A 17,976-nucleotide genomic window follows, 5' to 3' on the forward strand; every position below is an offset into this window, starting at 1 on the left:
ATGAAACTATCTTTAAAATATATTCTATTTATAAGTTGCCTTTGCTTCTTCAGCTGTTTTGCACAGCAAGACCGTAAAGTCATTCAATTATGGGAAAATGAAATTCCAGGTGCAATAGAAAATTCAGAATTTAAAGAAATTGAAATCATAAAAGATGCTGTGGTTACTAGTTTGGAGCAAGTGAGTCAACCAACACTTACAGTTTTCAAACCAGAACAACCAAATGGAATAGCAGTTATTATTTGTCCTGGAGGAGGTTACCATCATTTAGCAATCCATAAAGAAGGCTATAAAGTTGCTGAGTGGTTAAATACGCTTGGCATTACAGCATTTGTTTTAAAATATAGATTGCCAAACGATGCCATTATGAAAAACAAAAGCATTGGGCCATTGCAAGATGCACAAAAAGCGATGCGATATGTTAGAAGTAATGCAAGCAATTGGAATCTAAATAAAGATAAAATTGGTATCATGGGTTTTTCAGCTGGTGGACATTTAGCAGCAATACTATCTACCCAATACGATAAGAAAGTTTATGAGGATGAAACGAAAACTAGTGCAAAACCAGACTTTTCAATATTGATTTATCCAGTAATTTCAATGAAAGAGTCTATAACACACAAAGGTTCAAGAACTAATTTACTGGGAGAAACACCTTCGGAAGAACTATTGGACAACTTTTCGAATGACGCACAAATAGATGCTAATACGCCAAGAACCTTTTTAGTACACGCAACAGATGACAAATCGGTTCCTGTAGAAAACAGTATTCAATATTATTTAGGATTAAAACAAAATAACGTTTCTTCAGAAATGCATGTTTACGAAAAAGGTGGTCATGGTTTTGGTTTGGGTAGAAATTCAACTCATCCATGGGTCAACACCTGTGAGCAATGGTTAAAAACAATAATGAATTGATTTTTAAAGCTCCTGCCACTCTGGAGAAAAATAAGTAGATCTCCCTCCAACTTTTATTTTTTCAATGGGAACACCAGTATGAAAGCACTTAGCGCCTTCTTTTCTGTTATGAATAAAAAAATAATCTGGGAAATCTTCGTAGTGAGCATCATTCTTGATGGCGACTTCAATAACATTTTTCATGGCGTCAAAAATAGTTTTAATTTCAGTATTCGATAAATCCTGAACTTTTTTCTTTGGGTGGATTTTTGCCTGGTACAAAATATCATCTGCCATCCAATTGCCAACACCTGCAGCAACGCTTTGATCCATAATGATACTTTTGATATGGGTTTTTCTGTTACTTAAAGAGTTTTTAAAATCCTCTAGAGATAAGTCTCTAGCGTCATCGCTCAAGTTATGTGATTCTTTGTAATCCTCGATAGAATCAATTAGGTCCCACCAACCAAATTTACGTTTGTTCTCAAAAGCGAAGTGAAATCCGTTTTCAAGTGTTAGAACAATGTGCCCAAATCTTGGTCGGTCGTCTTTTTCTTTGTAATAATTAGGTCGTCCAGTCATTCCAAAATGCATCACAAGAATTTTTTCTCCTGAAGTTTCAATAAATAGATATTTACCTATACGAAGGGTTTTGGTTAATTGGTTTCCTATTAAATAACTTTCAAAATCTTTGAGTGGTTTTTTGAGTAATCTTTGGTCTCTACATTCAAATGTTGTTATTGTTTTATGTAAAGATGTGCTGTCAATGTATATTTTGTAACCGTGTACTTCTGGTAATTCTGGCATACGTAATTTCAGTTGTTTTTTTGAGTTAAATATTTTCTTCGGAAATTTTATGTGTTCATGATATGTAAACTTGAAATTTTACATTTCCGAAGTAATGAAAGTCTTGATGGTGCAACCTTTAAACAAAAGCACTGTACCCAGTTATAGCTCTACCTACAATCAAAGAATTGATTTCTTTGGTGCCTTCATACGAATAGATAGCCTCTGCATCTGCAACAAAACGAGCAACATCATATTCTAATAAAATCCCGTTTCCTCCCATAACTTCTCGTGCTCTGCTCACCACATCGCGCGTTCTCATGGAGCAGAAAACTTTGGCAAGAGATGCTTGTTCGTCTGTTAAAAGTCCTTGGTCCTGTATTTCTGATAGTCGATATACCATGGACTTCATAGCTGTAAGATTTGCCAGCATTTCTACCAAATGGTTTTGAATCAATTGAAATTTAGCAATTGGCTTACCAAACTGCTCTCTTTTTTTAGAGTATTTCAAGGCGCTTTCATAAGCACCTCTTGCGCAACCTACCGCTTGCCAAGCGACTCCTGCACGTGTCATTCTTAAAACTTTAGCGGTATCTCTAAAAGAGTTTGCTTTTTGAAGGCGGTCACTTTCAGGAATTTTACAGTTTGTAAGTGTAATAAGCGCATTTTGAACTGTGCGAAGCGCCATTTTGTTTTCTATTTTTTCAGCTACGTAACCTGGATTTCCTTTACGTACCAAAAACCCTTTGACTTGATTGCTGTCAATATCTCGAGCCCAAATAATTATGACGTCTGCAAAGGTTGCATTTCCAATCCATTTTTTTTGTCCGTTTAAAACCCACTCATCACCAACTTTTTGGCAGGTGGTTTCCATACCGCCTGCAACTCCACTTCCCACATTTGGTTCAGTTAGCCCGAAAGCTCCAATGCATTCCAGTTTTTGCATTTTTGGGAGCCATTCTTGTTTTTGCTCTTCGCTTCCGCAGAGATATATTGAGCCCATTGAGAGTCCGCTTTGTACGCCAAAAAAAGTGGAGATAGAGACATCTACTCTGGCTAGTTCTTCTGCAATAATGCCTTCCATTATAAATGGCAGATTAGGGCAGCCATAACCCTCATAAGCGACTCCACAGATGTTGAGTTTTGCTAGTTTTGGTATGATTTCCATTGGGAACTCTGCTTTGTTCCAATAATGGTTTGCTATGGGCTCGATCTCGGTTTCCATGAAATTTCTAACTCGCATTTGGATTTCGCGTTGCTCGTAGGTGAGTTTTAAGTCGTATTCATAAAAATCGCCATCAATAGGAGGCAATTTGTGTTGTCCTTTTTTAACTTTTTCGGTAAGCATTTTTGTGAGCCCGTTTAACTGATTTTCGTCGAGTTCACCTACAGATTTCATGATCTTAGGCAAATCTATCTTTTCTGATATTTCTCCTAATTCTTTGAAGTCGATGTGCTTCATTAAGTGTGTGATTTGTTTTATTTTCTTGAAGAGCTGCATAGATATAAGGTCTTGGTTACTTCTTAAATTTACGCAATTAATTGAAGAGTTCTTTCAAAAAAAGTTAAATACTGAATACAGCGCATGAGTTTAATTTCCGAAGAAAAAATAAAAAACCCCTAAGATTTAACTTAGAGGTTTTTAAGACTAATTCAAGTGGTTATTAATTTATTACAGTTTAATAAGTTTTGAAGTTAAGATTTGACCGTTATTGTTTTCAATTTTAACCAGGTATATGCTCTGTGTTAAATCTGAAATATCATAACTATCGGTCTTTGTGAAATCTCCATTAAAAGTCTTGACTAATTTACCAGTGATATCAAATATTTTTAGGCTAGAAATAGCTTTGTTTGTTTTAAATGATGTGTTTACTGGGTTAGGGTAGATGCTAAAATCTGCATCTATGTTAAAATCATCTGTACTTAATGTAGATGGTGCATTACCAAATATTCTAAATTGCCCTGGAGCAATGTTTACCGTTGCAGCAGAGTATGTTGTGCTTCCAGTATCGTCCATTAAATCAAACCATGTACCACTTGTTGGGAAATTGGTGTTTACGGTTCGCGAAACCACATCAAAGTTTGCTAAAACGATTACATTTCTCAATTCAGTAGTTGGAATTGATGTATCAAAAACATCAATTCTAGGTGTTAGAGTGCCAGAGTTAAGTACGTAATCTCCTTCAAATACTGGTTCGTTTATTTTTAAATCAATTAAACGAGCCCAATCAGCATAGATCTGATTTCTATTTGCATCACCTAACCAGTTTTCTGTCCACTGTGGTTGTGGTTTTGTGGCTAATTTACAATCGCCATCTGTACCTCCTGGTTCATTTACGACACCGTTAGTACATGTGAATATAGAATTGTCCATCCCTAATGCAGCAAAATGCCAAATCATTTTAGGTCCTGGCACAGTAATAGTTACAGCTCCAATTGCAGACATTCTTGATAATGCTGTGTTAAGATCTCTTACGTTATGTGAAGCGGTTGTGTTATTACCAAATTGTGAGGCTTTATACATTAAGCGTTCTTCATCATGACTTTCTGGATATCCCATAACTCTTGGGCCATTAAATTGACTTCTTGATTTATGACCAACACCATTGATATTACTATTAGAACTAAAGCCTAATAAAAGTTGACCGTAAGGACCTGTAATATTTCCCCACATCATGATGCCTTTTCCTTCGGAAAAACGATAGTTTGCCCATTCTTTTTCTTCATTTTCGCCTCCTAAATGCTCAAAAATAACGTAATGATCTGGATCTAACGACCATGAATAATCAGCATATTGCTTTAATACATCGACTCGGTCTTGTTGATAGCTATTGGTACAACCTTCGTTGCTAGCTGTACAATTTTGTGTAAATCCTTTTGTTAAATCCCAACGAAATCCATCAATTTTAAAGTCTTCGACCCAATGTTTAACTACACGTCGGGTATATTCTTGAGTTAAGGGCTGTTGGTGATTAAAATCTGATCCCACGTTATAACTATGTAACGGTATTTGATTAAAGTAAGGACTATCACTACTAGGTTCTCCCCAACCATCACCATCTGGATCATTCATCCACATACGTACCATAGGGTTTCTTCCGAAGGCATGATTTAAAGCGACATCGAGAATTACTGCAATTCCATTTTGGTGACATAAATCAATTAATTCCTTGAACTTTTCCTCAGTTCCATAGAACTTATCGAGAGCCATGTGAAATGATGTGTTGTAACCCCAACTTTCATTGCCTTCATATTCCATTACTGGCATTAATTGAATAGCATTGATGTTCAAATTTTTGAAATAATCGATTTTATCAATTAAATCTTGATAGTTTCTATCTGCATCAAAATCTCTTACCAATACTTCGTAAACAATAAGGTCCTCCTCATTTGGAGGAGTAAAATCATCAACTTGCCAATTGTAAGCAGTTTGTCCTGTTTGTAGCACAGTAACTTCTCGATCTTGACCAATTGGATATTCTGGTAAATTAGGATAAGTAGCAGGTGAAATAAATGGATCATCAAATGGCGATAATACTAACGTTGAAAATGGATCTGCTGTTTTTACAAGAGCAGGAGAATTTGTAACAGGATTAGTATCAAATACCCAATACTGATAGGTTTCAACTTCTCCAGGAGTTAAGCCAGTGATTTCTAACCAATATTTGCCCGTACTAGGATCACGTTTCATGGCATCTGCACTTGTTGGCTCATAGTTATTGAAGCTTCCAGCGACTTGAATAAATTCCTTTCCTGGAGCAGATAGTACTAAAGTAGCTTTTGTTTGGTCTGTAGAATAATTGATACCATCTACTAAATTGGCAGGTATTGCTTGCTCAATTACGTTGCCAATGACATAGACTTCAAAATTTGCTTCTCCTGTATCAGAACTACTTGGAGGCGATCCAACAAAACGTACAATACCACTCTCTGTGATATTAGAAATGGTTGTGCTACAAGCTGGAAAACCACAATTGCCTGTTGAGATAGAAACGTCATTATAAAACACTTCAAAAGTTCCTTGTACTGTTGTTGAGCCTTGAAAGGCAATTGTAGCTGATACTGAAAGATCATCACCGGAGTTTAGTACGACAACATTACTATTAGGTTGTGTTATGTTGATATTTACAGTCCCTACCGGAAATATAAAGTCAGAACAACCATTATTTTTTAATTCTTGGGATCCATCTTCATTTCTAAATACCATCCCAATTTGGGTAGCGCTATTTACTTGCGGTTCGGTTAAGTTGTAATATGTTTCTGGAGTGATAGTAATGCTATATGTACCATCACCATTATTTGTCATTTGACCGATACCATCATCTTGACCATAATTTCCTGTAACACTAAACCCAAAAGCATTTGAGTTATCTCCAATACCAGAATGCATATAGACTTTTGTTGGATTAGAAAATCCATTACAATCTGTTGCTGTACTAGTAATATCAAGTGTAATAGTTACTGGTTGATCTACTTCTATGGCACCAACGTCAAATGAAACTTGTGAATTGGCATATAAACCTATAAAAGCTAATATTAAAAATAATTTTATTTTCATTGCATTTTTTGTTTTAAAAAAAGGCTATGTTGTGAATACATCATAGCCTTTTAATTTATAGTTCAACATTTAAAATGTTGTTTATTACTCTAATGTGATTGTTTTATTTACTGAATCTATAGTCAATAAATAGGTACCATCTGTTCCAACGAAAGCGAAGTTTGAATCATCATCACCTGCATTTACTAAATTAGGATCGATTGTATAACCATCATCTGCATAAAAAGGGTAGTTACGACCAGAATCCCAGTTTGTCGCTTCAGTAAAGAATCTAAAGTTGTTGTTGTCTACGGTACTTTGAAACTGTACGTTTCCAGACCAAACACCATCACCAGTGCACAATAGTTGAACTGGAGTTCCCCAATCCCAACCTGCAGCAGGCAAACCAGCACCCACACCATAAAGTATTTCTACTTCACAGCTATCTGCACCTTCAGGATTACTTAAAGTGATTGTTTTAGCATTCGTATCCATTGTTAAGAAATATACACCAGATGTACCAACAAACTTAAAGTTTGAATCATCATCACCAGCGTTTTCTAAATTAGGATCTATAGTATAGCCATCATCTGCGTAAAAAGGATAGTTACGACCAGAATCCCAGTTTGTTGCTTCAGTAAAGAATCTAAAGTTTGCATCACCATCACTGGTTAATTCAACGTTACCAGAAAAGACACCGTCAGCACTACAAGCAAATTCAACTGGAGTTGCCCAATCCCAACCTGCAGTTGGTAAACCAGCACCTACAGCATATAATGTATCTACTTCACAAATTGCAGCTTCTTCTACACCTGTAGCTTCTGGTAGTACGATTGTTAATGTTTGAACAGGTGAGAACGTCGGCTCTCCACTATCGCCAACTACAGATTTTAATCTAAATGATACCGTACCTGTATTTGGAATATCTGTAGTAGTTGGATCATTGTCAAGACCAGCTTCATTTGCAAAACCTAACATATCGCCAACTGTTACAGCAATTTCATTAGCTGTTGTAGTACCAATAAGTTCAGCATCTGAAAAATCTCCAATGATGGATTTTTGTAATTCATAAGATACGTTTGTTGGTACACCTGTTTCAACAGAATTCCAGGTAAAACGCTCTGCTAAGTTTCCAGCTGTTGCTGGAGTTAAAATATATTCTGATTGAAAAGTATTAGAGAAACTTAATTCAGAAGTATTTGCGATAAAGACAACATCATCTTCTGTCTCGCAAGAGTTAAAGCCTAAAAGGGCAATAAATAATAGGGTTAAAAATTTAATATTTTTCATGTTTTTATTTTTTTTAGTATCCTTCGTTTTGTTGTAAATTAGTATTAACTCCAAGATCTGATGCAGGAATTGGCATTACATCTCTAAAAGCTTCGGTAGTTACACCTTGTGGTACATTTCCTTTAAAAGCCCAAACACCTTGGTCTGAGAATTGTCCGAAACGAATTAAATCTGTTCTTCTATGTGCTTCCCAAAATAGTTCGCGAGATCTTTCAGCAAGAATAAAATCAAGATTTAAGTCACCTTCAGTAATATTTCCACTCATGTCTCCATAAGCTCTTTCTCTCAAAATATTTATATATCCAACTGCTGTAGATTGACTTCCGCCTCCTCCACGTAAAACTGCTTCTGCATACATTAGATAAGCATCTGCCAGTCTAAACATTGGAAAATCTGTATCTATAAAATCACCAGTAGAATCTGATCCTGGATTGCCATTTACGTCTACGTTTCTAAATTTCTCAACTGCATATCCTTGGTTAAAAGGAGATGTAGCTTCAATTTCTTTTGATTGACCATTGGTGAAAAACAATGCTCTACCATCTTCAGAGTTTTCCTCTCCTGGAAATTGCTCAACAAATGTAGGTGTTGTTCTTATTCCAGCCCATCCGCCATTTATACCATAATCACTAGCACTCATTGCTCCTCCAACTGGAGCGTGAACTAAAAATGTCATTCCGCCAAAAGATTGAGTATTTAAACCATCAAAAGTAATTGGAAAAATAACTTCGCTTTGTGTACCGTTTGTATCATTATCTGCTAGAAATAACTGGAAATAAGGATTATTTGCAATTTCATATCCTGCACTAATAATATTACTAGTATAAGTTATTACTTCAGTATTTCTTGAAGTTCCAGTATATACTTCAGCATTTAAATATAATTTTGATAATAACATCCAAACTGCTGCTTGGTCTGCACGACCATATTCATTTTGTCTTGCTCCAATGATATCATCTTCAATATCTAGAAGTTCGGTTTCTATGTAATTGAATAAATCTGCACGTTGAATTTGTTGTGGTAAGAATGCTCCAATAGGATCATTTTCTGTAACAAATGGTACGTTTGCAAATAAATCCATTGCGTGCCAGTAACTCAAAGCTCTCATAAAACGAGCTTCTGCTCTGTAGTTTTGGATTTCTGTTCTTAAATCACCATCTACACCTCTTTCATCTAATTTAGCGGGAGTTGTTTGGCGTAAAAATTCGTTGGTTAATGCAACTTGGTAAAAAAGGCGACTATACATGGTACGAATAAATTCGTTACCTGATGTCCATGTTTGACCATGTAAATCTTTAATAGTACCATCGTTCCAACCAATCAATGCTTCGTCTGTTGTTAATTCTTGCATTTTCCAATACAAACGTAGGTAGTTGGAGAAACCTTCATCAAGTCCTTGTAAATCTGCATTTCCAGCAGGACCATCTTGTCCACTTAGAGAGATTCCAGCATACAATTTTGCTAAAAATTGTTTGTAAGCTGCGGGATCTTCAAAGGCTGCATCTGCTGTAAGACGATTGTCTTCAGGCTGCAAGTCTAGCTCACTTTCACATGATTGCATAAACAATATCATGGTAAAAGCAGCAAAAACTAATTTCAATGTTTTCATCATAGCTTTAAAATATTTATTAGTATTCATTTTTCTTTTTTATTTAAAACGCAAAGTTCAAACCTAAGACGTACGTTTGAGGTCTTGGGTAGAAATTATTATCAATACCGTTATTAATTTCTGGATCAATACCATCATATTTTGTGATGGTTAATACATTTGTTGCGGTAAATGAAGCTCGTAAATTTATGTTGTCAAACGGAATTAAATAACCAATAGAGATGTTATCCAATTTCACGAAATCTGCTCTTTCAATATAAAGATCTGAAAATAAATTTTGATTTTGAAATCCAGTATCTAAAACACTCACATGCGCATTTGGGTAATAATTACCTGGAGCATTTGTAATGGTTGTTGTATTACCTCTATCTGATGCTACGTTATTATACATGTAATTTCCAAGACTATATCTAAATGTAAAACTAAAATCAAAATTTTTATAGCTCAAGTTATTAGTAAAACCACCATATACATCTGGAGTAGCTTTTTTATAAGCTTGTCTATCTGCTTCTGTAATTTGATTGTCTCCATTTACATCTACGTAAGCGCCTTCAATAGGGTTTCCGTTTGTGTCATAAACTTGTCTAAATACAAAGAATGTTGTAGGATCAAAACCTGGTTTCCAAAGTTGAATGTTATTACCAACACCGCCAGATATACCACCTTGAGGTAAAAAGAAGTTTGGATCTCCACTTAAATTAAGCTTGGTGATTTCATATTCTTGTAAAGTGATATTGAAACCCGCGTCCCAATTAAAGTTTTCTGATTGTACTAATATACCATTTAAACTAAATTCTAAACCTCTACTTCTGGTACTACCAACATTTGTCAATAATAAGTCTGAAAGGTTAGAACCTGCAGCAGTAGGAACAGTTGCCAATAAGTCTTCTGTATCTTTGTAATAGCCATCAATGGTACCGGTTAATCTATTATTGAAAAATCCAAAATCCAATGCCAAGTTATATTGACTTGTTTCTTCCCATTTCAGGTCCTCATCAAATTCCTCAGGACGTAAAGTGGTTAAAAACTGATCTCCAATTTGTACAGCTGCGTCTTGAGTTCCAGGTGTATAAAGACCTAGATACGCATAGTTGAGACCAATTTCTTGCTGACCTTGTTGACCATATCCAGCTCTCAATTTTAAATTAGAGAAGAATGAGTCTTGCATAAAATCTTCATTAATAATTTTCCAGCCTATTGAACCTCCCGCAAAACCACTCCATCGATTATCTTCACTAAATCTTGAAGAACCATCGCGTCTATAGGTAAGAGAAACCAAATATCTATCTTTAATATCGAAACTAGCTCTTGCAAAGTAGGATTCTAAGGTATTTCTATTTACGTTAGCAAAACGATCTTGGAAAATACCATTACCTCCAGTGTCTCTTCCGCCAGATTGTCTATAAAATTCTTGGTAAGCATGACCTGCTGTAAGATCAATATTTGTTTCAAGAGATTCAATATCTTTTTTGTAATTAAAATAAAAATCTAGTGATGTGTTTCTGTCAATACCAGTATAAATATTTCTAAACGCAAAAGCTTCTGGATTTAATGGGTTAGCAGCATTAAATTCTTTACCGTCAAGTTCAGAATAATCGATACCAGCATTCATGTTAAATCTAAGTTCTTTTAAAAACCATAATTTATAATCCACATTAAAATTGGAAATAAATCGTTTATTTCTAGATCTATTAATATTGTTTTCTAAAGTAAATAATGGATTTATAGGTGCTAATGTTTCTCCAACAAAGTTGAAAAAAGTCCCATTAGGGTTTAACGGTGACTGTGTAGGATCATAAGCTACTGCTGCACCTATTGCACCTCCTTGAGCAAATTTATATTCATCAATATTTCCTTTTGCAGTTAATGTTAATTTTAAATCATTGTTTAATAAACGTTGTACAAATGAGGTGTTTATTGCATTACGCTCATAAAGGTCTCCAATTAAAACACCTTGTTGCGATGCGTGGTTTAAATTCACTCTAAAATTGAAGTTCTCGTAACCTTTAGAAACTGTAAAGTTATGTATTGCTCCAATAGCAGTTGTAAATATCTCATCTTGCCAGTTAGTATCTGCATTTCCTAAAATACTTGCATCAAAACCATCTGCAGTTTCCGCAATAGCTCTAAACTGCGCTGCATTCAGCACATCAACATAATCTGTTACCTCTTGAACAGAAGCCTTTAAATCGTATTCAAACGTTAATGGACTATTAGCTTTACCTTTTTTGGTGGTAATTAAAATAACACCATTAGATGCTCTAGAACCATATATTGCAGTTGCTGCAGCATCTTTTAGAACCACAAAGTCTTCAATATCATTTGGGTTAATAGCATTTAATTGCCCTCTAACACCTTGAACACCTCGTTGATCTAATGGTAACCCATCTACAACAATTAATGGTGAATTTGTTGCTGAAAGCGAAGAACCACCACGGATTCTAATATCTGCACCTTCACCAGGAGCACCACCATTAGGCGTTACTCTAACACCAGCAGCTTTACCTGCTAATAATTGTTCTGGAGCAACGATAGCTCCTCTATTAAATTCTTTATCACTTATTTGCTCAACTGCTCCAGTTGCATCTTGTTTGGTTGTTGAACCGTACCCAATTAAAACGACTTCATCTAGTTGACCTGCGTCTTCAGATAGTGTAACGTTAAATGGAGATTGTCCTGTGTAAGTAACTTCTTTTGTTGAATATCCTAAATATGAAAATACTAGAATATCGCCTTGATTTACAGAAATTGAATACTTTCCATCAAAATCGGTAGAGGCTCCAGTTGTAGTTCCTTTCACAAGAATATTTACTCCTGGTAGTGGTAATGCGTTAGCTTCATCTGTAACAGTACCTGAAACTTGGGCTTGCCCAAAAATTGTTGCAGGTAATAAAAATGCTAGTACGAATAAGCTATTTAAAAATGTCTTCATAAAAAATTTTTAAAGTTAGTTGCTTTGTTAGTTGCTTATATTTTTCACTTCTAGGGTTAAAACTATGTAAATTTTATGTTAACCTATTATATTAAATGTTGCGAAAACGTTTTCGTGTTAAAAACTTTTGTTAATTTAACATAAACAATCATTTTAAATGGGAGAATTATTGAATTTACAAAAAAACAATACCTTTATTGCCAACTTCAAAATTAAAATAACAAATTTTCAGCAAAAATACTAATTTATGTTTACTATTTAAATTGGAAAATTGAACAAAATATCATGCGAATTATATAGATGAAAAAAAAAATAACACTAAAGCAAATAGCTAAAGAACTTGACGTTTCTATTTCAACAGTTTCTAAAGCGCTTAGAAATAGTATTGAAATAAGTGAAGATACCAGACAAAAAGTACAGGCATTTGCTAAACTTTATAACTATAGGCCTAATAATATAGCTTTGAGTTTAAAGAACAGGAAAACAAAAACTATAGGTATCATAATTCCAGAAATTGTTCATCATTTTTTCTCTAAAGTGATCACAGGTATTGAATTAGTAGCAAACAAGCGAGGTTATAATGTAATCGTGGGATTGTCAAACGAATCTTTTGACAAAGAAGTTATAAATATGCAAATGTTGGCAAATGGTAGTATTGATGGTTTTATCTTATCAATAGCAAAAGAAACCTTGCAGCAGCAGGATTATCATCATTTCACAGAGACTATAAATCAAGGCATGCCAATCGTTATGTTCGATCGTGTTGTTAAAGAGATTCCTTGTGATAAAGTGATTGTAGATGATGTAAAGGGCGCAAAGAAGGCAGTAGATAAATTAATAAGTAACGGTTGCAAGAATATAGCAATTATTACAACAAAAGATTATGTTAGCGTCGGAAAACTTCGAACTCAAGGTTATCTGGAAGCATTAGAAGATCACAAAATAAACCCAAAGGCATCTCTTATCTTGAAAATTGAAGACAAACTAATGTCTGATGATCATTTAGATAAGTTAGAAAAAGAAGTAGAACAATTATTTCAATCTAACGATGGGATTGATGGGGTTTTCGCAGTTAATGAGCTTTACGCTGTGACCGCAATTAAAGTTGCCAGAAAATTAGGCTTAAAAATACCAGAATCGCTACAGGTTGTTAGTTTTAGTGATGGCGTGCTTTCAAAACACTCTACGCCAAGTTTGACTACCGTTAGTCAACATGGTCAGGAAATAGGAGAAAAGGCTGCCGATTTGTTAATTAATAGATTAGAAGCGGAGGAAGTTGATTATGACGATGAAACCGAAGAAGTCTACGAAACCGTCGTCATAGAAACGAATCTTATCGAAAGAGAATCTACCAAATAATGTTTTTAAATCATTAGATAAAAAAAACTTTATTATATTTACACCTTAATCAAAACTTATATTTTCACTTCTACACTTAAGTTTTGATAAGTTTAAACGCTTGTCAATAGTATTAATCAATAATATACTATTATGAAAAAGCGCATGCTTGGTTTTTGGGAAATTTGGAACATGAGTTTCGGTTTCTTAGGGATTCAAATGGGTTTCGCCCTACAAAATGCTAACGCAAGTAGAATTTTACAAATTTTTGGAGCCGATGTTCATGAACTTTCATGGTTCTGGTTAATTGCTCCATTCATGGGATTAATTGTACAACCTATAATTGGTCATTATAGTGATAACACATGGACTCGTTTTGGGAGAAGAAAGCCATTCTTTCTATTAGGTGCTGTTCTGGCATCTATAGGAATGGTACTCATACCTCAAGCAGATTTTATGATCGCTATATTGCCAGCGCTTTGGGTTGGTGCAGGTATGTTAATGATAATGGATGCTTCATTTAACATTGCTATGGAGCCATTTAGAGCTCTCGTTGCAGATAATCTTGCAGACGAACAAACCACAAAAGGATTTAGTATTCAAACAGCTCTAATAGGGATTGGAGCAGTGATTGGATCATGGTTGCCATGGGTTTTAACGAATTGGTTTGGGGTTGCTAAGATTTCTGCGGAAGGTACAGTGCCAGATAATTTGTTATGGTCTTTTATTATTGGGGCAATAGTATTAGTTGGTTCAATTTTAGTAACCATTTTTACAACAAAAGAATACTCTCCGGAAGAATTAGCAAAATTTGATGATGAAGCAGCACATCTAGAAGCGATCAAAGTAGAAGGTGAACAACCTAAAGCAAAACTCACAGATATTTTTGAAGATTTTAGAAAAATGCCAGAAACCATGAGGCAATTGAGCTGGGTACAGTTCTTTTCTTGGTTTGCGCTTTTTGGTATGTGGGTTTTTGCAGTTCCAGCAATTGCTCAGCATATTTATGGACTTCCTCACGAAGATTCAAGTAGCGAAATGTATCAAGAAGCAGGTAATTGGGTAGGGATACTTTTCGGTATATATAATGGTATTTCAGCAATATTCGCGTTTTTACTACCTATAATTGCTAAAAAAATTAGCAGAAAAAAAACACATGCCTATTCATTATTTGCAGGAGGAATTGGTTTAATTTTAATTTATTTCATGCCAAATCCAAATTGGTTAATTCTGCCAATGATATTTATTGGAATTGCTTGGGCAAGTATATTATCTATGCCATATGCAATGCTCGCAGGAACAATATCTCCAAAAAAAATGGGGGTTTATATGGGAATTTTTAATTTCTTTATTGTTATTCCACAAATTATCAACGGAATAATTGGCGGTCCATTGGTGAAGTATGCTTACGATAACCAAGCCATTTTTGCCATAATAGTAAGCGGGATAAGTTTTATTATAGCAGGGCTTTTATCATTTAAAATAAAAGACAAATTAGATTTTAAAAACAATGACTAAAAAAGGATTTATATTTGATTTAGACGGTGTTATCGTAGACACAGCAAAATATCATTTTCTAGCTTGGAAAAAGCTAGCAAATGGTGTTGGTGTAGATTTTACCGAAATTCAAAACGAACAACTTAAAGGTGTTAGCAGACAAAAATCTCTAGAAAAAATACTCGAATGGGGAAATAAGACACTTTCCGAAGAAGAGTTCACCAAACTCATGGCTTTAAAAAATGAAGATTATTTAAGCTATGTTGAACATATGAAAGAAGATGAAATTCTTGTTGATGTTCCTAAAGTATTAAATTATCTAATTAGTAAAAAACATCCTATTGCTTTAGGGTCTGCAAGTAAAAATGCAACTGCTATTCTTGATAAAGTCAACTTACTTCAAAAGTTTGATGCCATTGTAGATGGTAATGGAGTTAAAAAAGGAAAACCAAATCCAGAGGTATTTTTAAACGCTGCAAAATTACTTAATGTAAACCCAAACGAATGCATCGTTTTTGAAGATGCAAAAGCAGGAATCGAAGCTGCCAATGCAGCAAACATGATTTCAATTGGGATTGGAGAGAAATCTGTGCTAAGTGATGCAGATTATGTATTTAAGGATTTTACTGAAATTTCTCTAGAATTCATAGACGATATCATATCAAACAAAATAAAAAAAGAAAAAACTAATTTATCAATCGATAAGTAATATAAAGAGATGAATCACAATTATATAAAACCAGATAATTGGTCAATCATAGAAGAAGGCTTTGATGCAGAACGTGTAAAATCCTCTGAAAGTTTAATGAGCATTGGTAATGGTGCCATGGGACAGCGTGCTAATTTTGAAGAGCACTACTCTGGCGAGACTTTTCAGGGAAGTTACGTAGCAGGTGTATATTATCCAGATAAAACCAGAGTGGGTTGGTGGAAAAACGGTTATCCAGAATATTTCGCAAAAGTGTTGAACGCTCCAAATTGGATTGGGATCAATGTATCTATTAACGGTGAACAACTGGATTTGGCAAAATGTAAAAGGGTAGATGATTTCCGCAGAGAACTCAATATGAAAGAAGGTTGGCTCTCTAGAAGTTTTACTGCAACACTCCAAAATTCCATAGAAGTAAAAGTAGAAACCAAACGTTTTTTAAGTTTGGATTTTGATGAGGTTGGAGCAATACAATATAACGTGACACCTTTAAATAATGATGTTGAAATCAGTTTCACACCATATTTAGATAACGGTATCACAAATGAAGATACCAATTGGGACGATAAGTTTTGGGATGTTTTAAGCGTAAATAATGAAGACAATCAGGCGTTTATAGTTTCAAGAACAATGAAAACCCATTTTTATGTGTGTACGTCTATGCAAACTCACGTTTCATTAAATGGTAAAGTATTAGACCAAGAAAAAACAGTTAGTGATGCTATTGATAAAATCGAATTCATTTACAAAAATCAAGTATCTAAAGGCGATACTATCACATTAACAAAATTTGGTGGTTACACTGCAGATCGTAATCATGATAAAAATAAATTGGTTGATGTAGCTAAAAAGACCTTGAATAAAGTGTCTCAAATGGGATTTGATGCTTTATTAGAAACTCAAAAAGAAGCTTGGGCTAAAATTTGGGAAATGGCAGATATTTCTATTGAAGGCGATGTTGCAGCTCAACAAGGGATTCGTTTTAATATTTTTCATTTAAATCAGACGTACCTCGGAAAAGATACACGTCTAAACATTGGTCCAAAAGGATTTACAGGTGAGAAATACGGTGGAAGCACCTACTGGGATACTGAAGCCTATTGCATCCCTTTTTATATGGCAACCAAAGATCAAAATGTAGCGAAAAGCTTATTAGAATATCGTTACAACCATTTAGAGAAAGCTATTGAAAATGCTCAAAAATTAGGGTTTAACAATGGAGCAGCACTTTACCCAATGGTCACAATGAATGGTGAAGAATGCCACAACGAATGGGAAATTACTTTTGAGGAAATACATAGAAATGGAGCTATTGCATTTGCCATTTACAATTACTTTAGATTTACTGGAGATTACAGCTATATCCCAGAAAAAGGATTGGAAGTATTGATTGGTATCGCTAGATTTTGGCACCAACGTGCAACGTTTTCTAAAGCTAAAAATAAATACGTTATTCTTGGTGTTACGGGTCCAAATGAATATGAAAACAATGTTAACAATAACTGGTACACAAACTATATAGCGCAATGGTGTATCAATTATGCGATTGACAACATTAAAAAAGTACAGGAAGGATTTTCAGAAGATTATAAAAGAATAAAAGGCAAGACAAAAATTACAGATAACGAACTTGATGCTTGGAAAAAAGTTGCAGATCATATGTACTTCCCGTTTTCCGAAGAAAAAAATATCTATTTACAGCAAGATGGTTTTTTGGATAAAGATTTGATTACCGTTGCAGATTTACCAAAAACCGAAAGACCGATCAATCAAAAATGGTCATGGGATCGTATTTTGCGTTCACCATACATCAAACAAGCAGATACACTGCAAGGGATGTACTTTTTTGAAGATCATTTTTCTACAGAAGAATTGGAGCGTCATTTCGACTTTTACGAACCTTTTACAGTCCATGAAAGTTCATTGTCACCTTGCGTACACAGTATCCAAGCTGCAAAGTTAGATAGAATGGAGCAGGCTTACGAGTTCTATTTACGAACATCTCGTTTGGATTTAGACGATTATAATAAAGAGGTTGAAGAAGGATTGCACATCACATCTATGGCTGGTACTTGGATGAGTATCGTTGAAGGATTTGGAGGAATGCGTGTTAAGGACGACATGCTGTCTTTTGAACCAAAAATCCCAAAAGAGTGGGATGCGTATTCATTTAAAATCAATTTTAGAAACCAAATATTGAAAATAAATGTCACCAAAAACGGAACTAAATTCCAATTAGATGGTGATGAACAAATTGATATTTTGGTAAAAGGTAAAAGAGTTACGATTAGTCCTAATAATTTAGTAACCGTATAATATGTTATCCAATCTGCAAGGTCTAAAAACCTTGCAGATTTTTTTATAGTACTTGAAATAATAAA

General features: G+C 34.6%; 11 protein-coding genes. 5 read left to right on the forward strand and 6 right to left on the reverse strand.

What is annotated here, in order from left to right; genetic code table 11:
• Window positions 1–918, forward strand: coding sequence for an alpha/beta hydrolase (locus GQ40_RS15805; protein WP_231565592.1), 918 nt, complete (start codon window positions 1–3; stop codon window positions 916–918).
• A gap of 3 nt (window positions 919–921) precedes the next feature.
• Here GQ40_RS15805 and GQ40_RS15810 read toward each other — a convergent pair whose 3' ends face one another.
• The 6 genes from GQ40_RS15810 to GQ40_RS15835 all read right to left on the reverse strand — a co-directional run bounded on the left by GQ40_RS15810 (window position 922) and on the right by GQ40_RS15835 (window position 12,051).
• Window positions 922–1,704 (reverse strand): Fpg/Nei family DNA glycosylase, encoded by a 783-nt coding sequence (locus GQ40_RS15810; protein ID WP_047550599.1) that lies wholly within the window; start codon window positions 1,702–1,704, stop codon window positions 922–924.
• Between the two features lie 118 nt (window positions 1,705–1,822).
• A complete protein-coding gene (locus GQ40_RS15815) occupies window positions 1,823–3,184 on the reverse strand; it encodes an acyl-CoA dehydrogenase family protein (RefSeq protein ID WP_047550602.1) in 1,362 nt (453 codons plus the stop codon).
• A gap of 171 nt (window positions 3,185–3,355) precedes the next feature.
• Window positions 3,356–6,241, reverse strand: coding sequence for an alpha-amylase family glycosyl hydrolase (locus GQ40_RS15820; RefSeq protein WP_047550605.1), 2,886 nt, complete (start codon window positions 6,239–6,241; stop codon window positions 3,356–3,358).
• Window positions 6,242–6,325: 84 nt separating this feature from the next.
• Entirely contained in the window at window positions 6,326–7,510 is a 1,185-nt protein-coding gene (locus GQ40_RS17300) for a SusE domain-containing protein (protein ID WP_156115604.1), read from the reverse strand.
• A 13-nt stretch (window positions 7,511–7,523) separates the two neighbouring features.
• Window positions 7,524–9,149: a RagB/SusD family nutrient uptake outer membrane protein gene (locus GQ40_RS15830; protein ID WP_081990231.1), complete on the reverse strand. Its 1,626-nt coding sequence runs from the start codon at window positions 9,147–9,149 to the stop codon at window positions 7,524–7,526.
• 13 nt (window positions 9,150–9,162) lie between these two features.
• Window positions 9,163–12,051 carry a SusC/RagA family TonB-linked outer membrane protein gene (locus tag GQ40_RS15835; RefSeq protein ID WP_047550608.1) on the reverse strand — a complete coding sequence of 963 codons (2,889 nt, stop codon included), beginning with the start codon at window positions 12,049–12,051 and terminating at the stop codon, window positions 9,163–9,165.
• A 300-nt stretch (window positions 12,052–12,351) separates the two neighbouring features.
• Between GQ40_RS15835 and GQ40_RS15840 the strand changes: the two genes are divergently transcribed.
• From GQ40_RS15840 to GQ40_RS15855, 4 genes are all read left to right on the forward strand, one after another.
• Window positions 12,352–13,410 (forward strand): LacI family DNA-binding transcriptional regulator, encoded by a 1,059-nt coding sequence (locus GQ40_RS15840; protein ID WP_047550611.1) that lies wholly within the window; start codon window positions 12,352–12,354, stop codon window positions 13,408–13,410.
• A gap of 132 nt (window positions 13,411–13,542) precedes the next feature.
• On the forward strand, window positions 13,543–14,907 hold the full coding sequence (locus GQ40_RS15845; RefSeq protein ID WP_047550614.1) for an MFS transporter: 1,365 nt from the start codon (window positions 13,543–13,545) through the stop codon (window positions 14,905–14,907).
• Window positions 14,900–15,595 carry a beta-phosphoglucomutase gene (pgmB, locus tag GQ40_RS15850; protein WP_052184295.1) on the forward strand — a complete coding sequence of 232 codons (696 nt, stop codon included), beginning with the start codon at window positions 14,900–14,902 and terminating at the stop codon, window positions 15,593–15,595. The genes GQ40_RS15845 and pgmB overlap by 8 nt, the downstream gene beginning before the upstream one ends.
• Before the next feature lie 9 nt (window positions 15,596–15,604).
• A complete protein-coding gene (locus GQ40_RS15855) occupies window positions 15,605–17,911 on the forward strand; it encodes a glycoside hydrolase family 65 protein (RefSeq protein ID WP_047550617.1) in 2,307 nt (768 codons plus the stop codon).
• Window positions 17,912–17,976: the final 65 nt, after the last annotated feature.

Source organism: Psychroserpens sp. Hel_I_66 (genome assembly GCF_000799465.1).
GTDB lineage: Bacteria > Bacteroidota > Bacteroidia > Flavobacteriales > Flavobacteriaceae > Psychroserpens.